The organism is Paenibacillus sp. Soil750, from assembly GCF_001428045.1.
GTDB classification, from domain to species: Bacteria; Bacillota; Bacilli; order Paenibacillales; family NBRC-103111; genus Paenibacillus_E; species Paenibacillus_E allorhizoplanae.
In genome coordinates this window covers 21,661-39,812 of record NZ_LMSD01000028.1, presented here as the reverse complement: position 1 = coordinate 39,812, position 18,152 = coordinate 21,661, and the positions used below count along the sequence as shown (strand labels likewise).

The window sequence follows — 18,152 nt, the reverse complement described above, 5'->3', positions numbered from 1 at the left end:
GTCGTCAGCCTCGCTGCCAAGGATATCAATCAGCGTAATTTCATTCCCCTCTTTATCCGTTCCGATGGGATCATGCAAGGATACATCTTTCCGCGTTTTCTTCAAGGAGCGCAGATGCATCAATATCTCGTTCTCGATACAACGTGCCGCAAAAGTCGCCAGCTTTGTCCCTTTGTTTGGGGAGAAAGACTCGATGGCTATGATCAGGCCGATCGTTCCAATGGAGATCAAATCTTCCAAATCTTCGCCCGTATTGTCGAATTTTTTGAGGTTGTGTACACGAAGCAACGTAAAATAGGCGCTCACCCTAAGAGTGAACGCCATTGAACCAAATCGGATTTAGCCGCTCTTCGCGACATAAAAGTGTAACTAAGCATCCGCAGCACAACGAAAACCTATATTTTCCGCAGAACTGTCAGGTGTATTCTTACTCCGTGCAGCCACACGATAACGATTGCAATAGGAAGCATGGCACAAGTACGAACCTCCCCTTATAACCCTGTTGTCTCCCGTTGGGGGCCAGTTGGGTTATCTTTCCTTCAGATTCAACCTCACGGTTGACACCCTTGTCTTAAGCTATGGCTACTACTTCCTTCGCCATTCGGGACTTGAACCCTAGAGATAGCGCCCATGCTGGGCGCACAAACTAAAGACCGGAGGCTGGCCCCCGGCCTTTAGTGAAAAATTTACTTAACACTACAAAAAATATCGACGATCACACCGCTCGGAAATCAGCCGTTTCTTCTTCGTCACCGATCAATCTTGCAAATACTTTGCATCGCGAATCAGCAGATCCGCAGCCGCTGTCGTGATATGCTTGCCTCTTTGCGCTTCCGTTTCGTTCAGGAACGCCTTCACATTCCCTTTTTCCAGCCATAATTACCTTCAACACCTGATCCGGCAGATGGAAGCCGTCTGCAATAAGCCCACAGCTCAGCTCATCCAGCGCCAGTTGTTCCCAGGTATAATTGGGGTGCCTTGGAAGCATTTTGTGCGCCCCATTGCCGAGATGTGTTGACATTCGCGCTCCGGCGGCTACCGCTGCTCTAATTTGTTCGGACTTGGCCGAGGTATGTCCAATTGAGACGACTATATCTGACGAGACGCAACGCGAGATGAAGCTTTCACTTCCGCCCACTCTGGAGACATCGTTAACAGTCTTATACGCCCTCCAGATGCTTCTTGCCAGCGCTGCAGCAACTCCCAATCTGGCGCTGCCACGTGTGCAAGAGGGCCACGCGCGCCGTCCTCGGGTGAAATGAACGGTCCTTCGAGATGGATACCGCCAACAAAAGCTGCACTAGCTGGATTCTGCTGGCAAGCTTGATCAATTGCGGTAAGCAGCTTGCCCAGCTCCTCGCTGCTATTAGTGATGACAGTTGGATAGAAGGTCGTTACGCCTTTCTCCGCAAGCCGACGGACAATCCTCTCCAACGGGATGTCGTATCCTTCCGATGGCAGCGGGTTGAAGTCGTCGCCAACATAGCCATTTAACTGCAGATCAACAAGTCCAGGGCCAATGAAAAGGCCTTGTTCTTTCCCTGACGAGACTGTAGGAATAGACGTAATAGCGGAGATACAGCCATTATCCACTGTAATTCGTATCGGCTCCCCTGTTCGGTAATGAAGCGCTGATATTTCAAGTGTATCTGATTGGACCGTCATAGTCCTTCACCCGCCAATTTCTCGGCACTGGTACTAATGATTATATCCTGTTGTTCTTGTCATCTACTATTTAAGAATCGATTGCAATACAGGGGTTAAACCATTGGCCATGCGGAAGAAGCCCAGATCGGTCGGGTGTACGCCGTCTACGGTACATTCATGATAATCCGCATCTCCTAACAAATGTTCTCCGTCCAAGAAATGAAGATTGCAATCACCATTCTCTGTCAACGCCCGAACCGTTTGAATAGCAATTTGATTCATTCGTAGCCTTCGTTCCAACAGCTCGGAATTACAGATTTCCGCTGCATACTGTATTTTGGATACAACTAAGATAGGCACAATAGGGTGTGCCTCGCGGAAAATTCGAATAAACTTCGGCAATGTTTCAGAATACTGATCGCAGGATTGCACATTTGCTTCGTAATCGAGCACAAGCAATGCAGGAGAGGCAATTCCGCTTATGATTCGAGCAACTTCTGGTTCACCTTTGCCATTTCCTGAGAATCCCAAATTGATACATTCAAGCGGAATCCGCCTGCTCAGAATGTTGGTATAAGCCATCCCCGGCCGACTTGCGCAGCCGCCCTGAGTAATTGAGGTTCCATAGAAAAGAATCTTCTCGCCGCTTGCATAAGGGATTGGAGCTAATAGAGAAGCACCCTCATCTATACCAACGGAGACTTTCCCCACCCCTTGGTATAACGGAAAGTTTAATGTCACATGACGAGTTTCGCCTTTCGGCAATTGAAAGAGAATGACTTCATAGCCCTGATGATGATGATCGAATCGCGCTGTCGAAAGAAATTGTTGATGTCCAGGCTCTCCAACATACACATCAAATCCGCATTGCCCAGTAGCTGGCATATGATACATATTCGCAGGCGCAGTCAATTCAACAGATATCGCAAGGCGAGCCGAATCCGTTCGAAAGCTAATTTGGCCGCCTGCCGTACAATTGGCAAGCTGATGCACCGCATCAGGCATATTTACACTGGGATCTATAGGCATTCTCCGATACATATGGTCCTGCTGGTACCATGCAAACCCAGAAATTCGTATGGGACTTTCATCCGGCGAGTGCCACACGAATCCACGCAATACGTTGTCCTCCAGCCTCATATTGGGATCCAGCTTTTCAGGATTTACTTCGCCAGCTGCGGTTGTTTGATCTGACACAGGGTTTGGACCTCCTTATTGATTTCGAATGAAATCTCACTATAATTCTATTGAAACAGGCTATAAGAGGTTGTTCAAAAAGTCCACTATTGATCATGAAGTATACCAAGAAACTTATTCGACATCGAATCGTGCATTCAGTCTTTGGTGCCTGCCCAAAAACCGCCCCTGCGGATCACATTTTCCATCGTTAAAACGATTGTTAGACAAATGTTCCTCAGGATCATAGATGGGCGTCAGACTCCATCAAATAAGTTATGTAGGAACATCTTTGTCATTAGTGATCATATTCCGGATTATGCCCAAGACCATACTGGGACAAGCGATTGCCTACAATTCAAAAGGGGGTTTCCCTTTATGTCTGACTTTTCATTGAAACAAAGCTATTGTCCTTAATAAAACTGTTGGTTATCGCACCGAGATTCTCAATCTCCACCGTAACACTGTCCCCCTCTTTGAGGTAGATCTGCCGCTCAGGCGGAAACCCCAGTACAACACCCTCAGGTGTTCCTGTCAAAATAACATCCCCAGGCTCCAAGGTCATGTGGTGAGAAATGTAGCTAATAATCTCATTACAATGAAAAATCATATCGGACGTATGCGAATTCTGACGCACCTCGCCATTCACATTTGAAGTGATCGCCAATTGGTTCGGATCGCCAACTTCATCCGCCGTAGTCACATAAGGACCTAGCGGGCAAAATCCATCGCAAGACTTGCCTAATAACCATTGTGAAGTTTTAAGCTGCAAATCCCGCGCTGACAGGTCATTGGCGGGACAATAACCAAACACATATCCAAGCGCCTCTTCCTTGGATACGTCCTTGGCCCGCTTGCCGATAACTATGGCCAATTCTGCTTCGTAATCGAGCTTTTCCGTCTCTAACGGGATTATGATTCGCTCACCGTGCCCCGACAATGTATTGCTGAATTTGCTGAACAAGATCGGACTCGTCGGAATTGCGGCATTCGTTTCCTCGGCGTGCTTACGATAATTCAGACCTACACCTATTATCTTACCCGGCTCGGTAACGCAAGGACCATATTCGAGCGCGCTCTCGTCTAGCCATCTCGCGTTGTCCAAGCTCTCGACCCACTGCCGCAAACGGATCACGGCCTCTTCTCCCTCTTTAATAATCGCCATGATATCCGTAGAATCAAATCCATGACTTTCCCCGGTACTGTCGACGTGCAGGGAGCCTTGCTTCGTTTTGACTCCTAATGCATATTTGTCCCCATCCCAAAAAGTAAATAATCTCATCTCCGTCATCCCCTAGCTTTATTCAATTTGGTTGATCACCCGATAAAGGAATACGATTCGGCTCCGCAAAGTATCCAATTTCACGCTCTTCATGAACCGCATCTAATGAATAGTAGCTTACAGGACCTGCTTCACGGCTGATCCATTTGCCTTTGGTGAAGTCGGGGATAGCGACCGGCGCACTGCCTAGTGCAACAGATTCCTCCGACAATACTGTTATCGCCATCCATACCGCCGTATCGTACACATCAATCGGCGTCTGAGTCTGGTTCATGACGCTCTCTGCAAATGCGCGGAGTACCAAGTAATCCATCCCGCCATGTCCGCCGCGTACACCTTCATCCAGGTACTGTTTCCAGATTGGGTGCTCATATTGCTCACGGTATTCATCGAATGACTCCCACTGATGCTCTGGACTTCTGCCCTCGATATGAATCGAGTTGTTATCCTCCATCCATATGCCCTTGGTCCCTTGCACTCTCCCCGCTCTCGAATATGGACGCGGGAGGGTCGTATCGTGAATAATATGAATCGTTTCGCCGCCGGCGCATTTGATCATCGTTGTCACGATATCGCCTTGGGCGAAGTTGATCTTGGCGAGCGGATCGGTCTCTCCGAACTTCTCAGTCGCCAAGTGCTGGATTCCGCGAGCTTTGGATGACATGGACGTTAAGGTCAACAATCGGTTGCCTCTGTTAATATCTAATACCTTGGAGATTGGACCGAGTCCATGGATCGGATACAACTCACCGTTACGGTTCAAATAATTGTGGTAGCGGTTATGTTTTCTCTGCTCACCCAACGCTACTTCATCGCGCAGATCATGCTCATACCCGCATTGACAATGAATCAATTCGCCCAGTAGTCCTTGCTTCACCATGTTCAGCACGGCAAGCTCTTCACGGCCATAGCAGCAATTCTCGAGAAGCATGCAAGGCATACCTGTCTGCTCCGAGGTTCTGACCAGCTCCCAGCACTCTTCCAAGGATGCTGCTCCTCCCACTTCGATACCGGCATACTTGCCTGCCTTCATTGCCGCAATGGCAATCTCTGCATGAGTCACCCATGTGGTAGCGATAATAACGCCTTGAAGATCCTCACGAGCGAGCAGCTTCTTGTAGTCCGAATAACCGTCTGCTAGAGTTCGTCCTGATTTCTGTACGATTTCAAGTCCGAGCTCAAGCCTTTCCTCGTATTGATCGCATATTGCCGTAATCTCCACATCTTCCATCCCAAGCAAACATTCAAGCAGACCTCTACCGCGTCCACCCAATCCGATGACGCCTAATTTGGCTACAGCATTCGTTTTCCCCATCGCTCTCTATCTCCCTTGGCCGCAAATATTGAAATCAAGCACTTCTGATGTTGTTACAAATCACACACAATCAATCAAATACAAATCATACGATCAATCAATGCTCAAAAACAAACAAAATTTCGACTTTAAGGTCACAAACGTTCTACCATATTAGAGCAGACATAACTGTTAATCACGGTATGTTTCTCGTCAATCTGCGCTTCGTTGAAGTGCAAGGGAACATCGCAGAATGTCATGTGGTCCGCTCTTTTTATGCTTACAATCTGCCGCTTCCGTCCTGACACACGCTTCAATTGCTCAACCCCTGCAAGGAAGTGTTCAAGGATAGCAGGTGACATTACCCCTTCAAGCTGTTCAAAGGTTGTCTTTTCCTGACGCACAACGAGGAAAGGTGTCTGCAGCGCACCCTCTTCCTCCAAACACATTAGATTTTACTCTAGTCTCCTTCAGTCCGTACCAGCCTTCGAAATCCGTGCTTTCCAAGCTGCCCACTTGCTCCGATTGCTTGACAGCGATCCCGTCAGGAAACACAGTAATGATAGATTCATAGGTTGACCCCACCGCAACCACAACAAAGCCGCTCTCTACTAAGGGTTGAATGTTGTAGGAGTACATGTCCTTCACAACACCGAATGCAGGAGAGTACAGGATAACCGGTCTGGCGCTCCCGTTATAAGGCTCCTCATTCCGGAGTATACGTGTGTCAAGCTGCTTCAAATGCTGTGGATCCACACCCATGTCACTAAGCATAGTCAGCACAGTCTTTTCAGCAGGAGCAAACACGTCCAAATATTTCTTCGTCCCCCATTGCCTGAAACATTGTTGATGGGATATTACACGCTCACTGCAATGCATCGATTCACATTCCGCGAATAGGGATCTGGCCTGCTCTCATCTTCAAACATGCGGACTGCTTGTCCAATTGCCATACTTGTTCAACCTCGTTTCAATATTGCTTTTCCAGATTCACAAGGTTCCTCGAAGGTGTTCTTCCTTGAACGTAATCCTGCAAATTACGAAACACAATCTCCATCGCCCGCTCATGATAATGTACCGTTGCACCGGAATTATGCGGGGTCATGATGACATTGTCCATCTGCCACAAAGGACTATCTTCCTCCAATGGCTCCTTTTCGAACACATCAAGTCCTGCACCGGCAATTCCTTTATTCTTAATCGCTTCTATCAGTGCACTCGTATCCGTCGTGCCGCCTCTTCCGATATTGATATAATAGGCCGATGCTTTCATGGCCTGAAATTGTTCGGCTCCCATCAGATGTTGCGTATCTTTGCTCAAAGGCAGCGTGTTGATTACATAATCACTTTGAGCAAGCATTTCGTGCAAGCCCTGACGATCGTACATTTGATCTTCAAGTCGTGGGCGACGTGGACAAGAAGATCTATGATATCTTTAATTTCATATTAAACGTTTTCATATTGTACTGTGAATTCATAGAATTTCATTTTCATATCCAAAATTACAATTTGTAAATGAGGGCTCGAACGTGTCAGAATGGATGCCGGAAATGGTAACCCACGCCTATTGGGGAAAGAAGGGCAAGTTTTTGTATGATACAGATACTTATTTGACATGGGTGCTCTTTGCCGTTGAGGACGGTCGATTCGAGTATCAGATCGAGAATGAGTATGGCGAAGCCGTATTCGGGGATATCGTCGTATGTCCCCCTTACGTAGCATTTTATCGCAACACATTGTCCCCCATAAGCTTTCACGCAATAACGTTTACATTCACTAATGACAAGAATCAGTCCCTGTCTAACCTATTGCCCGAGCACAAAATTACAGTACAGCAAACTAAACGCTTATCCGAAAACTATCATCATTTAAGGGTTGCCGATCAAGTGATGCACTATAATTTGAATAATCAGCGATTGAAGCAGCATTACTTTCTGGATTTGTGGCTTATGATACATTCAACAAAACATGCAGCATCTTGAAATGAACCCACTTCCATCCTGCGGAAAACGCTTACACTCAAACGCAAGGACACGCACCTGATCATGATCATGTACATCGACACGATCGTATCCGATAAAATCGTATTTCGGCGGCAGCGCGATTTCATGACGGACGAATCCTCCTTCCTTTTGTGAATTCTTAGCCACTCGGAGTACATGGTGATAAGGGGCCATCCGAAAACGAAAAGCCCGTCATGGTATGAATTTACCTTGATGGGCTTTCCTATTTGGGTTTAATCACTGGCCAAAGGCAGATTAGTTGCCGCTTCAAAAATACTTGGATAAAAAAGGGACCCTCCCTGAGCGCTATTTCCGCCATACCTAGACCTGTCATCGCCGGATGACGGGTCTGCGAAGCTGGACAGGGTTTGTTGAGTTTAATCTGAATTTATGACATCAATCCTGCATTTCTTAGTTTTAACAGAAGAGCATTGAAGTCATCTTTTAATGTTGCAATGTCTCCTGCCGTACTGTCGTTTTGTGCGGCGGCTTTTTGCGACAGCAGACTAACCATAATATTTTTCGCCGCGATTTCCCAATAACACAAAAACACTGCCGGCCCGCCGAAACCGCTGAATGATGCGCTGGATGTCCCATTTACTTTCCAGCCGGAAGGCGGGTTAAACGTAAACGCCCCGCTCGGCGCGCCATTCGTGCCGGTTCCAATGAAACCGATCATGGCATCGTCAACACCCTTGTATTTATTTGCCGTTTCTGCATTAAGCAAGTTGATCGTCCACGAATTTTTTTTGTATAACCTGGGTACGACACCTGTTGGCGAAATCGATATAGAGGCACCTACCAAATCCTGGTTTCTGCTTTTCCCCTTATAGTACGCGCCATCCAGCATATTATCGAGGGAATTTGGCATGTAAAAGCGCTTCCAACCGATCATATCCGCAAACGCGCCATAATCGCCGGTTCGATTGTTTGGCGCTATTCGCTCGCAATTGATGAACGGCTCCCCGTTCAACGAACCGTACCGGTTCAAAATCTGGCACGAACCCGACCCTATAAATACGATGTTTCGATAAACCGCTTCTGTGTAAAATCCGATGTAGGCGCTCGTTTGCGGGGACACGGATGAGCCCGAATACCCGACAACAGAACCGATGCCGCAAAATTGCGTCGTGATGGAAGTCACATTTACCCCGTATAAAGCGGCATCAAGCACACCCATACCGCATCGAATCGCGTCAATCAAACCGATTTTCGTCGGTCCGGCATTTGGTCCCACACTGAACAAAGCGCCGCCGAAAATAAATTTAATGGCTCCGCTTGTCGGTTCTGCGGTTTCCATCCACGGGAATAACGCGACCGTTTTGTTTGTAAAATCAGTTGCTTCTACTTTGTAGGTGATCCCATTAATAACAGCAAAAACAGGATTTGTTATGAGGTTACTATCGTACGGAAGCCCGGAAACCGTAATGGTTGTTCGTTGGTTGGCCGTTCCGGACGTACCGGTATGAACAGGATTGGAGTACGTATAGGACGTATTGTTATTCGACCACGGCGCGATTTGACTGCAACCGCAATCCCTCGCCAAAATACTGTCAATCTCGGCGCAAGTGTTGTTGTGATAGGCGGGCGATTGAACCGGAATGCCGATTAAGCCGTTTTCATCCATGACAATACCGAAGTACTTCATTAGACTTGTTTTTATTTTCGGCAGCTTTGAACTTTGCACCCCGTTCAGTACAACGCCATACTCAACCGTCATGGCGCTAAACGTACCAATCGTGCCCGTCCCGACAACTTCAATCGCTCCCGAACTGACAACCTTTGAACCTCGCAAAGCGAGCATGTAACGCATAGCATTCAAGGCTTTTAATTTAAGATCCCAATGAATAGACGCTTGTCCGGTACAGTCAAAATCCAGCGGTCTGCTAATCGTAAAGTTGCCGACAACTCTTATTTGCGTCTTGCCATTATCCGTCTTCACAAAATCTGCAAAGCGGTCAAGCGCATCGCTTGCATCCGTGTTATCTACCGCTCCCGCGTGATATGGCGTAATGACTTCATCCTCCGCTCGCACCCATCTTCCTGTAGAGATACCGGGTGGCGAAAAAACGGTAACGCCATTGTCTGTCGCAGTGCTTGCCGCGTTCCACGCAAACATACCGCCGCCTACATGATTTCCAGCGGAATAAGACTTTACATAGACACAAGCGCATTCCTCCGGATTCACGATCGATAACATGTCCGCAATGCTTTCCAAGCATGCCGGTTCCCATACCGGCTCCCCATAAACCGCTCCTGTAACCGATGCGTGGGAAGCAGCTTTTCCCAAAGCGGCAGGCCCCGAAAACGCAATAGCGGCACCCGCTATGCCTAAGGAGGCGAGCAGCTTCCGGCGCGTCATCTTGCCGTTCGTTTCCGTTGCATCTTCAGAAGAGTGTTCTTGCACGTTCGCATTGTCTGGTATCCGATTATCCGACATGTCGAAGCCTCCCTAAAAATCCCATGATTTTTGGCCAACCGAAATCGATTAAAGCAACAGGGCAATAGTCACATGCTCACACTTGCCCCGTTGTACCTGCTTATTATTATTTAGTCATGATGTTGTAGAGTATCTGCACAAATTGCGCTCTGCTTGCCGAATCCTCCGGTAGAATGTTGCCATCGGTCCCGGCGATAATTCCAGCTTTCACAAACAGTTCAATTGCATGATTTGCATAATCGGCAACCTTCCCTGCATCCTGGAATTCTTCCAGGTTTTTGACGTTGCCTGCTGCCGGCAATTCATTTATGTTCTTAAGCGTATTGTATACCAATACGAACAATTCCTGCCGGGTCACCTGTCTGTCGGGGTCGAATTTGTTGCCGCCCACGCCGCTGGTGATTCCCACTTTCTTTGCCTCCGCAAGGTATCCGGTGTAGTAGGTGTTCCCTGCGTCGCTGAAATTGTTTTCGATGTTTTCGTTCGGACTGATGCCAAAGGCTCTCATAATCATGACCAGGGCTTGTGCTCTGGTTACACTGTCAGTCGAGCCGAAGTTTCCATTGCCCACTCCTGTGGTCATTCCTCTTGCTGCCGCAAAGGTTACTGCATCATAGTACCATACACCCTCTGCCACATCCGCAAAGTCAGCCTTGTTATATGCGACTGCAAACTTCGAGGCCTCTTCTACCTTGAAAGTCAGTGTTCCTGTTGCCGGGTCATATATGCAATTGGTCACTATTTCAAGTTTCCCTGCCGCATTAATGGTATAGGCGACAATTGCATTTGGATTTTCGCCTGCCTTAAGTACATAAGGAATGGTTACTTCCGCTTTACCGCCAAAATGTACGATCTCCTTTTCCCTGCCGGTAACATCAAAGCTCACAAACGGTCTGTCTCCGACCTTATTCCGGATTTCAGCCGTCAACTCTGATGTTTCAACCTTCGTGGCAGTCATCGTAATGGTTCCCGCCGACTGCTTTAAAATGCCCTCCGCAGCCTTTTTATCAAAGGTCATGGTTCCGAACGGTGTAGAAATGACCAAGGAATCCGCATTGCTATCTACGAATGTTTTCAAAGCTGCAACTGTCAGGCTGACACCTGCGGTCGTGGCATCAGTGCCCTCATTCACTTCGATTTTAATCGTTGTTTCTATCCCTGTACCCTGCTTAGCCGCCTCAGCCGCAGCCTTTGCGATTGCATCCTCCAACTGTTTCTCAGATATTGGTGCTACAGCCTTTCCGGTTGTATCCGTCGCGGGCTTTGCGAGTATCGTCGTTGTTACCTGCCCATCCTCAACCTTCGTTTCAGGCACCGTTGTCGGTGTTGGCGTCGGTTCCGGATTTGGCGTCTCCTTCACTGTCCACCTTGCATACAGTGTTATATCACTAGTCACTACATCTGTCGTAAAATTCCATGCTGTTTCTAACACTTCATCCTTGTACCATCCGGCAAAAGTATATCCTTCTCTGGTAGGCAGCGTCGGTGCTGTGATTGCACTGCCGCTTGTGACGTCGGTAATCGCTGATACCCCATTGCCCCCATTACTGTTGAAGGTAACTGTGTAGGTCTTGTCAACCGGTATCTCAGTTCCTTCCTCAACTACTTCCACTGTAAAGGTGGCTTGTTTGCCGCCATCCGTGGTTGTAACGATGATTATAGCCGTTCCTGTTGTGTTTTCGCTTGCGGTTACAAGACCTTCGGTACTGACTGTTGCAATATTTTCATCGCTTGATGACCATGTTACAGATTTATTTGAAGCATTTTCCGGTAACACTGTTGCTATCAGCTTTACAGTTTCCCCCTGTTTAAGTGTGGCATTTTCCTTATTAAGGGTTACCGATTCAACCGATCCATCCTGCGATACCATTATTTTTATAGTCACTACATCCTTAATCCCGGATATATTTCCGGCAGCATCGATGGCCTTTACCCTATACCTGCGTTCCATACCGGGTTCCAGTCCGGTGTGAATATATGTTGTTGAATTCGTTCTGACCGTTCCGTTAATCCCTCCTATTGATGCAGGGTTCAACACTTCCAAAATATATCCGGCAACACCTGCGTCATCAGTGGCCGGTGACCAGCTTACACGCACTTCACTCCCGGAAATTTGCTCGGCTTTCAAATTCGCTGGAGCTGTCGGCGGTGTAACATCCAATTCCGTATTGAGCTGCCAAAGCATGGCAGGCCCCGTTATCCCCCCGGTACCAAGCTCATCCAGACTGTCATTCCCCACATCAACAACAATCAAATTCGGTTCGCCAAATTTAATGGCCGGCGTAGCGTCAAACTCCCACGGTTTCATCATCGCATTGCCCTTGCCGTTAGCTGACAAATTCAGCTCTATCCCATTCATCCAGACCCGGGCTGTCTCATCAAGACTGCTGAACCAAAGCCGAATCGGTTTTCCTGTATTGAACTCCGGATTAACATCAACCGTTGTTCTGTACCAGGCATGTCCTTTGTAATACCCAATCCCCTGATCGGACCAGGACTCCGAATAGGTTTTCAGTTTCATCCAGGATTCCGTTCCCAAGCCGGGTTTCCAGAGCCCCAATTTATCCCCGGAGCCATTTGGAAACAGCATAACATTCCATTCGTCCGGCAACTCGGCAACCATTCGGTTTCCATTGCTGAGCCGTTGACTTCCCTGATTTGTGATTTTATCAAAAAACCAATCTGTATAATTATAGGAAGCAAGGGTGTTGAGCGCGACAGGAGAGTGCGTAACAGCCTCTTCTCTTATTTTAGAAATTTGATCAAATGTTTGTTTTGCCTCAACAAACTTAAAGCTGTTAATCAGCTCCTTCATTTGAAGGAAGTTGTCGCCAAAGCGAAAAGCAACACGCACCATATTGACCCGGCTGGCATATACGGAGTCCGATGCCCCTTGCGCCGCATCCTCCGCTTCCGTTAGCGACTGCTCCATCGCCTGCATGACAGTGCCCGTCAAAATATGTTGAAAATCATTGATGCTTCCCGCATAATAATCTGCTTGGGCAAAAGCATTTTCCAAAATGTCGAAATGCCTTTTCATCGGCTCTGCGGCAGGTCCATAAAACGTTGTAAAGTAGTCCTCCAGCAAAGCGTCCACATCCAGATCGGGGTTCCACATCATCTTGGCTGCCAAGTAGAGCGCAGGTCCATGATACGCCCACGCCGGCAGCGCCTCACCGCGTATGCCGATAATACCCTGGTCTTTGAAATACTTGTATTCTGTTCCTATTCTTTCTGTCAGTGAAAAAGGCAGCCCCGGATCGGCAAGGTTATAAAGATAATCATAGATCATGACGTTAGGGCTTACCCTTTTCCAGCCGTCAATTATGTCTTTAATGTGCTGCCTCTCCCACGAAAGCGGATTTTCAATGCTTTTTATCCTATCCGTTCTGATGGAAGCGATGATCGGGATGATCCTCGGGTCCGGCATATGCTTTACCGGCGGATAATAATACTCGTCATAAGCGAAGAAAGAAATTTTTACATCATGATATCCGGCAGCATCCAGCTTTTCCAAAACAAGATTAAAAAATTTCACATAACGATCCGTTAACGATAATGTTCCTCCATGTATGGCACCCGTAACATTCCCGTCCCACTCCGGGTTAGGCTGGAGTACCAACACAGGTCCGTCATTGGGTCCCATTCTCAAATATTCAAGCTTGGGGTCTGCATTCAATCTTCTGATTGCCTCTGCCACAACAAGGTTCAGCACCTCCGGCTTGGTCACATCGTATTGTCCGGTCGGATTTCCTTTGGCATCGGGCAGAAATAAATCAGGGCGTTCTTTATTCGTAGGAGATGTAATGAGTAATCCATGATTTCCCAAAGTTTTCTGATTCAGACGCACATGTTCGACCCAGGGCTCACCTTCTGTCAGATTGACACCCACCGGCAAACCGGCGCCCACGACATATGGCGCAACAGCTTGCAAAAAGCGAAAATCAAAACCCGGGTGCTGGATGGTGTCCTGATAACCGACCGCAATTGTACGCATCGACGGAACTACGGTTCCGATCTCACCGGGCATGAACCACCGCACACCCATTTGCTCGAGGAGCTCGTAAGCGGCATACAGGCTTCCTTTGTCGTTGTCATCCAATCCTGCCAATTGAATGACTCCCTCCTCAACATACAGCCGGAATGCATCGGGTTCATTTCCCTTGTCACGGATTGCGGCCTTAGCTGCATCAAGGTCTGGAGCGGCGCTTCCGATATAGATCTTTGTTCCCTCCACCTCGGCCGCGTCCTCAGCAACAGGCAATTCCACTTCGGATATTTGCCGAATATAGTCTTTGAGTTCCTGCATCGCCTTCTTTTCATATTCGGTTGCTCTTTGCGGCAAGATGATCGTGGACCGGGATTCTCCGTTCTCGACCAATACGAGCTTAGGACCCGTCTCAGGGCCATTGGCAGCCAAAGCCTGGGGCAACGAAGAAAACAACAACGCAATGATTAATCCCCAGCAAAGAAAAAGCTTTCTTGTCAAAACACTCAACTCCTTTTGTCAATCATTTAGGGGTCATTTGGTCTGCATGATGATCTCCACTATGTCACTGTAGCTTACATTTGGGAACGCCGTACTGTAGTTATCGATTGCCCTTACCCTGTACCTTAGCGTCTTCCCGTCAACTGTCAGTCCGGTGTGGGTAAACTCCGTTTGTAACGCTCTCATTAATTCTTTGTTAACTCCTCCCGGAGGGTCCGGATTCAGCAATTCCAAAACATATTCCTTCATTCCGTAGATAGATTCGGATGCAGTCCAGCTTATTTTCACCTCGGTGCCGGAGATTTGCTCAACGGTCAGCGCAGGTTTTGTAGGCGGGACTTTTAGGGTAATGAAAGCACTCGCAGCAGATTGGCCCCCGGCATTATCTACGGCCAGCACCCTTATCTTGCGTACGATGCCAATTTTAAAATAATCGGTGAAGGTATAGTCATTTGTTGTTGCTTCTACCGTCAAAAGTCGTCCTGCACCGCCGTCTACATCCCATACCTCCAACATGTATTTAGCAATTCCTACATCAGATGTCGACGGATTCCAGCTTATTTTCATCGCACCGTTAGCGGCCGGCTCCGATTTCAAACCCGTTGGGGCTGCGGGCGGGGCGGCAGGCGTTACATTTTCCGACATGGTCACCTGCACTACAGCGCTATAGTCAGCAGACATATTTCCGGCCGTATCGATTGCCTTCACCCTGAACCTGCGTATCATACCGGGTTGCAGTCCGCTGAGGGTATATGCATTCGTTGACGTTTTGATCGTTTCAAGCACTCCCCCCGGAGGATTCTGGTTCAGCACTTCCAGGCTATACCCGGCAATTTGGAAATCTGCATAAACGGTAGCTGGATTCCAGCTTATATATACCTTGTCGGCGGAGATTTGCTTCACCTTCAGACCCGTCACCGTTGAGGGCGGATTCATCGTTACGCGTGCATAAGCACTATAGTTAACCGATTTATTTCCGCCGGCATCGATTGCCCTTACCCTGTACCTGCGTTCCATGCCGGGTTTCATTCCGGTGTCGATATATTCATTTGTTGTCGTTATGACCGATCCAAGTACGCCCCCTACGTTCTCCCGGTTCAGCATTTCCAACTGATATTCTGTAACTCCCATATTATCTGCGGGTATATCCCAGGTTACTTTCACGGTGTCGGTGCCGGGGATGTGCGCGGCTTTCAAGTTCTTCACATCTCCAGGCGGGAGATAATCCAGTTCCGTATTGACCTGCCAGAGTATTGCAGGACCCATGATCCCCCCGGTACCCAGTTCATCGATGTCTTCATTACGCACATCAACAACAATCAAATTTGGCTCGCCAAATGTAACCGCCGGCGTAGCATCAAATTCCCAAGGTTTTGTCAAACCCGTACCCTTCTGCACCAATGCCAGCTCTTTGCCATTCATCCAGACCCTCGCTGTCTCATCGATACTGCTGAACCAAAGCCGAATCGGTTTTCCGGTGTCAAATTCCTGAGCGACATCTACCGTTGTCCGGTACCAGGCATGTCCCTTATAATAACGAAGCCCTTGATCGGACCAGGTCTCGGAATAGGTTTTCAGCTTCCTCCAGGATTCCGTCCCCAAGCCAGGTTTCCAAAGCCCCAGGTCAGCCCCGGACGCATTGGGAAACAGCTTGACATTCCATTCATCCGGCAGTTCAGCAACCAATCGGTTTCCATTGCTGGTCCGTTGTTTTCCGCCATTTACCATTCTGTCAAAAAACCACTCTACATAGGTATAAGCTTTATAGCTGCTTAAAATGGCTGGGGAGTGAAGAGCAGCCTGTTCCCTAAAGTCATAAACATTATCGAGCTTTTCCTTTGCCTCATCAAAATGAAAACGGTTGAATTGCTCGATCATGTCAAGGAAATTATCACTGAACCCATAAGCGATGCTGACCATATCAATCCGTTTGGCATATACCGAATCCGATACCACCCTCGCCTTTGCTTCCCCAAGTGTTCTTGCCATCTCTTGCATGACTTCATCGGTCAAAATGTGTGGAAAATCATAAATGTTTCCGGCAGAATAATCCGCTTGTGCAAAAGCATTTTCCAAGATGTCGAAATGCTCCTCCATCGGCGCTGCCGCAGGTCCATAAAACTTTGTAAAGTAGTCCTCCCGCAAAGCTTCCACATCCAGATCGGGGTTCCACATCATCTTGGCTGCCAGATAAAGTCCCAGGCCGCCATACCCCCACTCTGGCGTAGTCTCAGCGCGTATCCCTACAACACCATGATCTTTGAAATACTTGTACTCTGTGCCTACTCGTTCTGCCAGTGAAACAGGCAAGCCTGGATCGGCAGGGTTATAAAGATAGTCATAAATCATCACCGTGGGGCTTATTTTATTCCAGCCGTCAATAACTTCTTTAAGATAGTTACGCTCCCAGGCAAGCGGATTTCCGATGCTATGTATCCGATCCAGGGTGAGGGAAGCAATCATCGGCACAATTCGTTGATTTGGCGTCCACCGTACCGGCGGATTATAGTAAGTGTTATAGGCGTAGAAAACAATTTTCACATCGTTATAACCTTCTTTACCAAGCTCCTCCAAAACAAGATTAAAAAATTTGATATAGCGATCCGTCGTTGATAATGCTCCTGTTAATACATCCCGATCATCCCCATCCCATTCGGTGTCAGGCTTGAGTACCAATACATGTCCATCGCTAGGTCCCATACTCAAATATTCAAGGTCGGGATTTTTCCGCAATTTAGCAAGCGACTCTGCTACAACAAGCTCCAGCACCTCCGGTTTCGTCACGTCGAGGTGTATCGACGGTGTTCCGTCGGCGTTAGGCAAATACAGATCCGCGCGCGTTGATCGCGAAGGAGAGGTACTCAACAATTCATGCGCACCTACTGTCTTTTGATTCAGGCGCACATGCTCGACCCAGGGAGCAGCCTCATCCAGATTGACCCCCATCGGCATACCGGTAGCCCATAAGTATGGCGTGGCCGCTTGGAAAAAACGGAAAGAAAGACCCGGGTGCTGGATGGTATCCTGATAACTGACCTCGATGGTTTCCAAATCCGGAACGACCGTTCCGATCTCGCCGGGCATGAACCATCGTACGCCAATTTGCTCGAGGAGCTCGTAAACGGCATAAAGGCTTCCTTTGTCGCTATCCTCCAATCCCACCAGTTGGATTGCCTCTTGGGTTACATACAGCCCGAAGGAGTCGGGCTCATCTCCCGCGGCCCGGATTGCCTCCTTATCGGGGCTTGTGGCGGCACTTCCAATATAGATCTTGGTTCCGGCCACGCCAGCAGGATTGTTGGCAACAGGCAGCTCCGCATCGGATATTTGTTTTACGTAGTTTTTGAGTTCCTGTGCCGCCTTCTGTTCCGGTACGGTTGCATTTGATGATAGAATAATGGTTGACTTCGCGATTCCGTTCTCGACCAAGACGAGTTTCGAATACGTAGCATTCTGCACGGTTTGCAAAGCTTCCTTCGAATACGTAGCATTCTGCACGGTTTGCAAAGCTTCCGTGCCTGTCTCATCGGGTAACCCGGTCGCGTCATTTTCCGCCAAAACCGAGGGAACGAAAGAGAACAACAGCGCAATGATCATTCCCCAGCAAAGAAAACGCTTTATTTTCAAGTTAATCGACTCCTTTTCCTAATGATTCGAGGTTCTTCGCATCGATGACCGGAGGAGGATGGGTATCCATCAACCAGAATATCTAAGCGATTACATCGGTAATCGACAGCTGCTGAATATCGTTTTTGGGCATGTTTTTAAAGCCTCCCGGAATGAACATCCGAGAGGCTCGAGCCTGATGGCCAGGATTTTTA

12 protein-coding genes and 3 pseudogenes are annotated in these 18,152 nt (G+C 48.1%); 1 reads left to right on the top strand and 14 read right to left on the bottom strand.

Annotated elements, in window-relative coordinates:
- From ASL11_RS24050 to ASL11_RS24010, 11 genes and pseudogenes are all read right to left on the bottom strand, one after another.
- Positions 1–306: sigma factor (locus ASL11_RS24050; RefSeq protein WP_268796230.1), on the bottom strand; the 306-nt coding region annotated here is incomplete at its 3' end.
- A gap of 63 nt (positions 307–369) precedes the next feature.
- A pseudogene (locus ASL11_RS36005) lies at positions 370–528 on the bottom strand (formylglycine-generating enzyme family protein); the annotation flags it as partial.
- Between the two features lie 187 nt (positions 529–715).
- On the bottom strand, positions 716–1,021 hold the full coding sequence (locus tag ASL11_RS24045; protein WP_157257030.1) for a hypothetical protein: 306 nt from the start codon (positions 1,019–1,021) through the stop codon (positions 716–718).
- Positions 1,022–1,089: 68 nt separating this feature from the next.
- Positions 1,090–1,665, bottom strand: coding sequence for a hypothetical protein (locus ASL11_RS24040; protein ID WP_056620589.1), 576 nt, complete (start codon positions 1,663–1,665; stop codon positions 1,090–1,092).
- A gap of 66 nt (positions 1,666–1,731) precedes the next feature.
- The gene (locus tag ASL11_RS24035; RefSeq protein ID WP_235550567.1) at positions 1,732–2,844 is read right to left on the bottom strand and encodes an SGNH/GDSL hydrolase family protein; all 1,113 of its coding nucleotides are present in this window, start codon (positions 2,842–2,844) and stop codon (positions 1,732–1,734) included.
- A gap of 140 nt (positions 2,845–2,984) precedes the next feature.
- Positions 2,985–3,084, bottom strand: a pseudogene (locus ASL11_RS37680) (SMP-30/gluconolactonase/LRE family protein); the annotation flags it as partial.
- A 115-nt stretch (positions 3,085–3,199) separates the two neighbouring features.
- Complete coding sequence (locus ASL11_RS24030) at positions 3,200–4,105, bottom strand: fumarylacetoacetate hydrolase family protein (protein ID WP_056620588.1); 906 nt, start codon at positions 4,103–4,105, stop codon at positions 3,200–3,202.
- A 22-nt stretch (positions 4,106–4,127) separates the two neighbouring features.
- Positions 4,128–5,420: a Gfo/Idh/MocA family protein gene (locus ASL11_RS24025; protein WP_063795679.1), complete on the bottom strand. Its 1,293-nt coding sequence runs from the start codon at positions 5,418–5,420 to the stop codon at positions 4,128–4,130.
- Positions 5,421–5,554: 134 nt separating this feature from the next.
- A complete protein-coding gene (locus ASL11_RS24020; protein WP_157257029.1) occupies positions 5,555–5,761 on the bottom strand; it encodes a hypothetical protein in 207 nt (68 codons plus the stop codon).
- A gap of 16 nt (positions 5,762–5,777) precedes the next feature.
- On the bottom strand, positions 5,778–6,212 hold the full coding sequence (locus tag ASL11_RS24015; RefSeq protein ID WP_056620585.1) for a hypothetical protein: 435 nt from the start codon (positions 6,210–6,212) through the stop codon (positions 5,778–5,780).
- Positions 6,213–6,369: 157 nt separating this feature from the next.
- Positions 6,370–6,789 (bottom strand): annotated as a pseudogene (locus tag ASL11_RS24010) (NAD(P)-dependent oxidoreductase); the annotation flags it as partial.
- Between the two features lie 139 nt (positions 6,790–6,928).
- Between ASL11_RS24010 and ASL11_RS24005 the strand changes: the two are divergent.
- A complete protein-coding gene (locus ASL11_RS24005; protein ID WP_056620581.1) occupies positions 6,929–7,381 on the top strand; it encodes a hypothetical protein in 453 nt (150 codons plus the stop codon).
- Positions 7,382–7,790: 409 nt separating this feature from the next.
- Here the strand turns inward: ASL11_RS24005 and ASL11_RS24000 are convergent, their stop codons facing one another.
- From ASL11_RS24000 to ASL11_RS23990, 3 genes are all read right to left on the bottom strand, one after another.
- Positions 7,791–9,842, bottom strand: a complete 2,052-nt coding sequence (locus ASL11_RS24000; RefSeq protein ID WP_056620578.1) for a hypothetical protein — start codon at positions 9,840–9,842, stop codon at positions 7,791–7,793.
- 106 nt (positions 9,843–9,948) lie between these two features.
- Positions 9,949–14,331, bottom strand: a complete 4,383-nt coding sequence (locus ASL11_RS23995; RefSeq protein ID WP_056620576.1) for a DUF4838 domain-containing protein — start codon at positions 14,329–14,331, stop codon at positions 9,949–9,951.
- 33 nt (positions 14,332–14,364) lie between these two features.
- On the bottom strand, positions 14,365–17,958 hold the full coding sequence (locus ASL11_RS23990; protein ID WP_056620574.1) for a DUF4838 domain-containing protein: 3,594 nt from the start codon (positions 17,956–17,958) through the stop codon (positions 14,365–14,367).
- Positions 17,959–18,152 lie beyond the last annotated feature (194 nt).

What these genes read in the sequence shown, in the direction of transcription:
- ASL11_RS24045 (WP_157257030.1), bottom strand. Translation starts at nt 1,021, where the DNA reads ATGTCAACACATCTCGGCAATGGGGCGCACAAAATGCTTCCAAGGCAC.
- ASL11_RS24040 (WP_056620589.1), bottom strand. Translation starts at nt 1,665, where the DNA reads ATGACGGTCCAATCAGATACACTTGAAATATCAGCGCTTCATTACCGA.
- ASL11_RS24030 (WP_056620588.1), bottom strand. Translation starts at nt 4,105, where the DNA reads ATGAGATTATTTACTTTTTGGGATGGGGACAAATATGCATTAGGAGTC.
- ASL11_RS24025 (WP_063795679.1), bottom strand. Translation starts at nt 5,420, where the DNA reads ATGGGGAAAACGAATGCTGTAGCCAAATTAGGCGTCATCGGATTGGGT.
- ASL11_RS24020 (WP_157257029.1), bottom strand. Translation starts at nt 5,761, where the DNA reads ATGTCACCTGCTATCCTTGAACACTTCCTTGCAGGGGTTGAGCAATTG.
- ASL11_RS24000 (WP_056620578.1), bottom strand. Translation starts at nt 9,842, where the DNA reads ATGTCGGATAATCGGATACCAGACAATGCGAACGTGCAAGAACACTCT.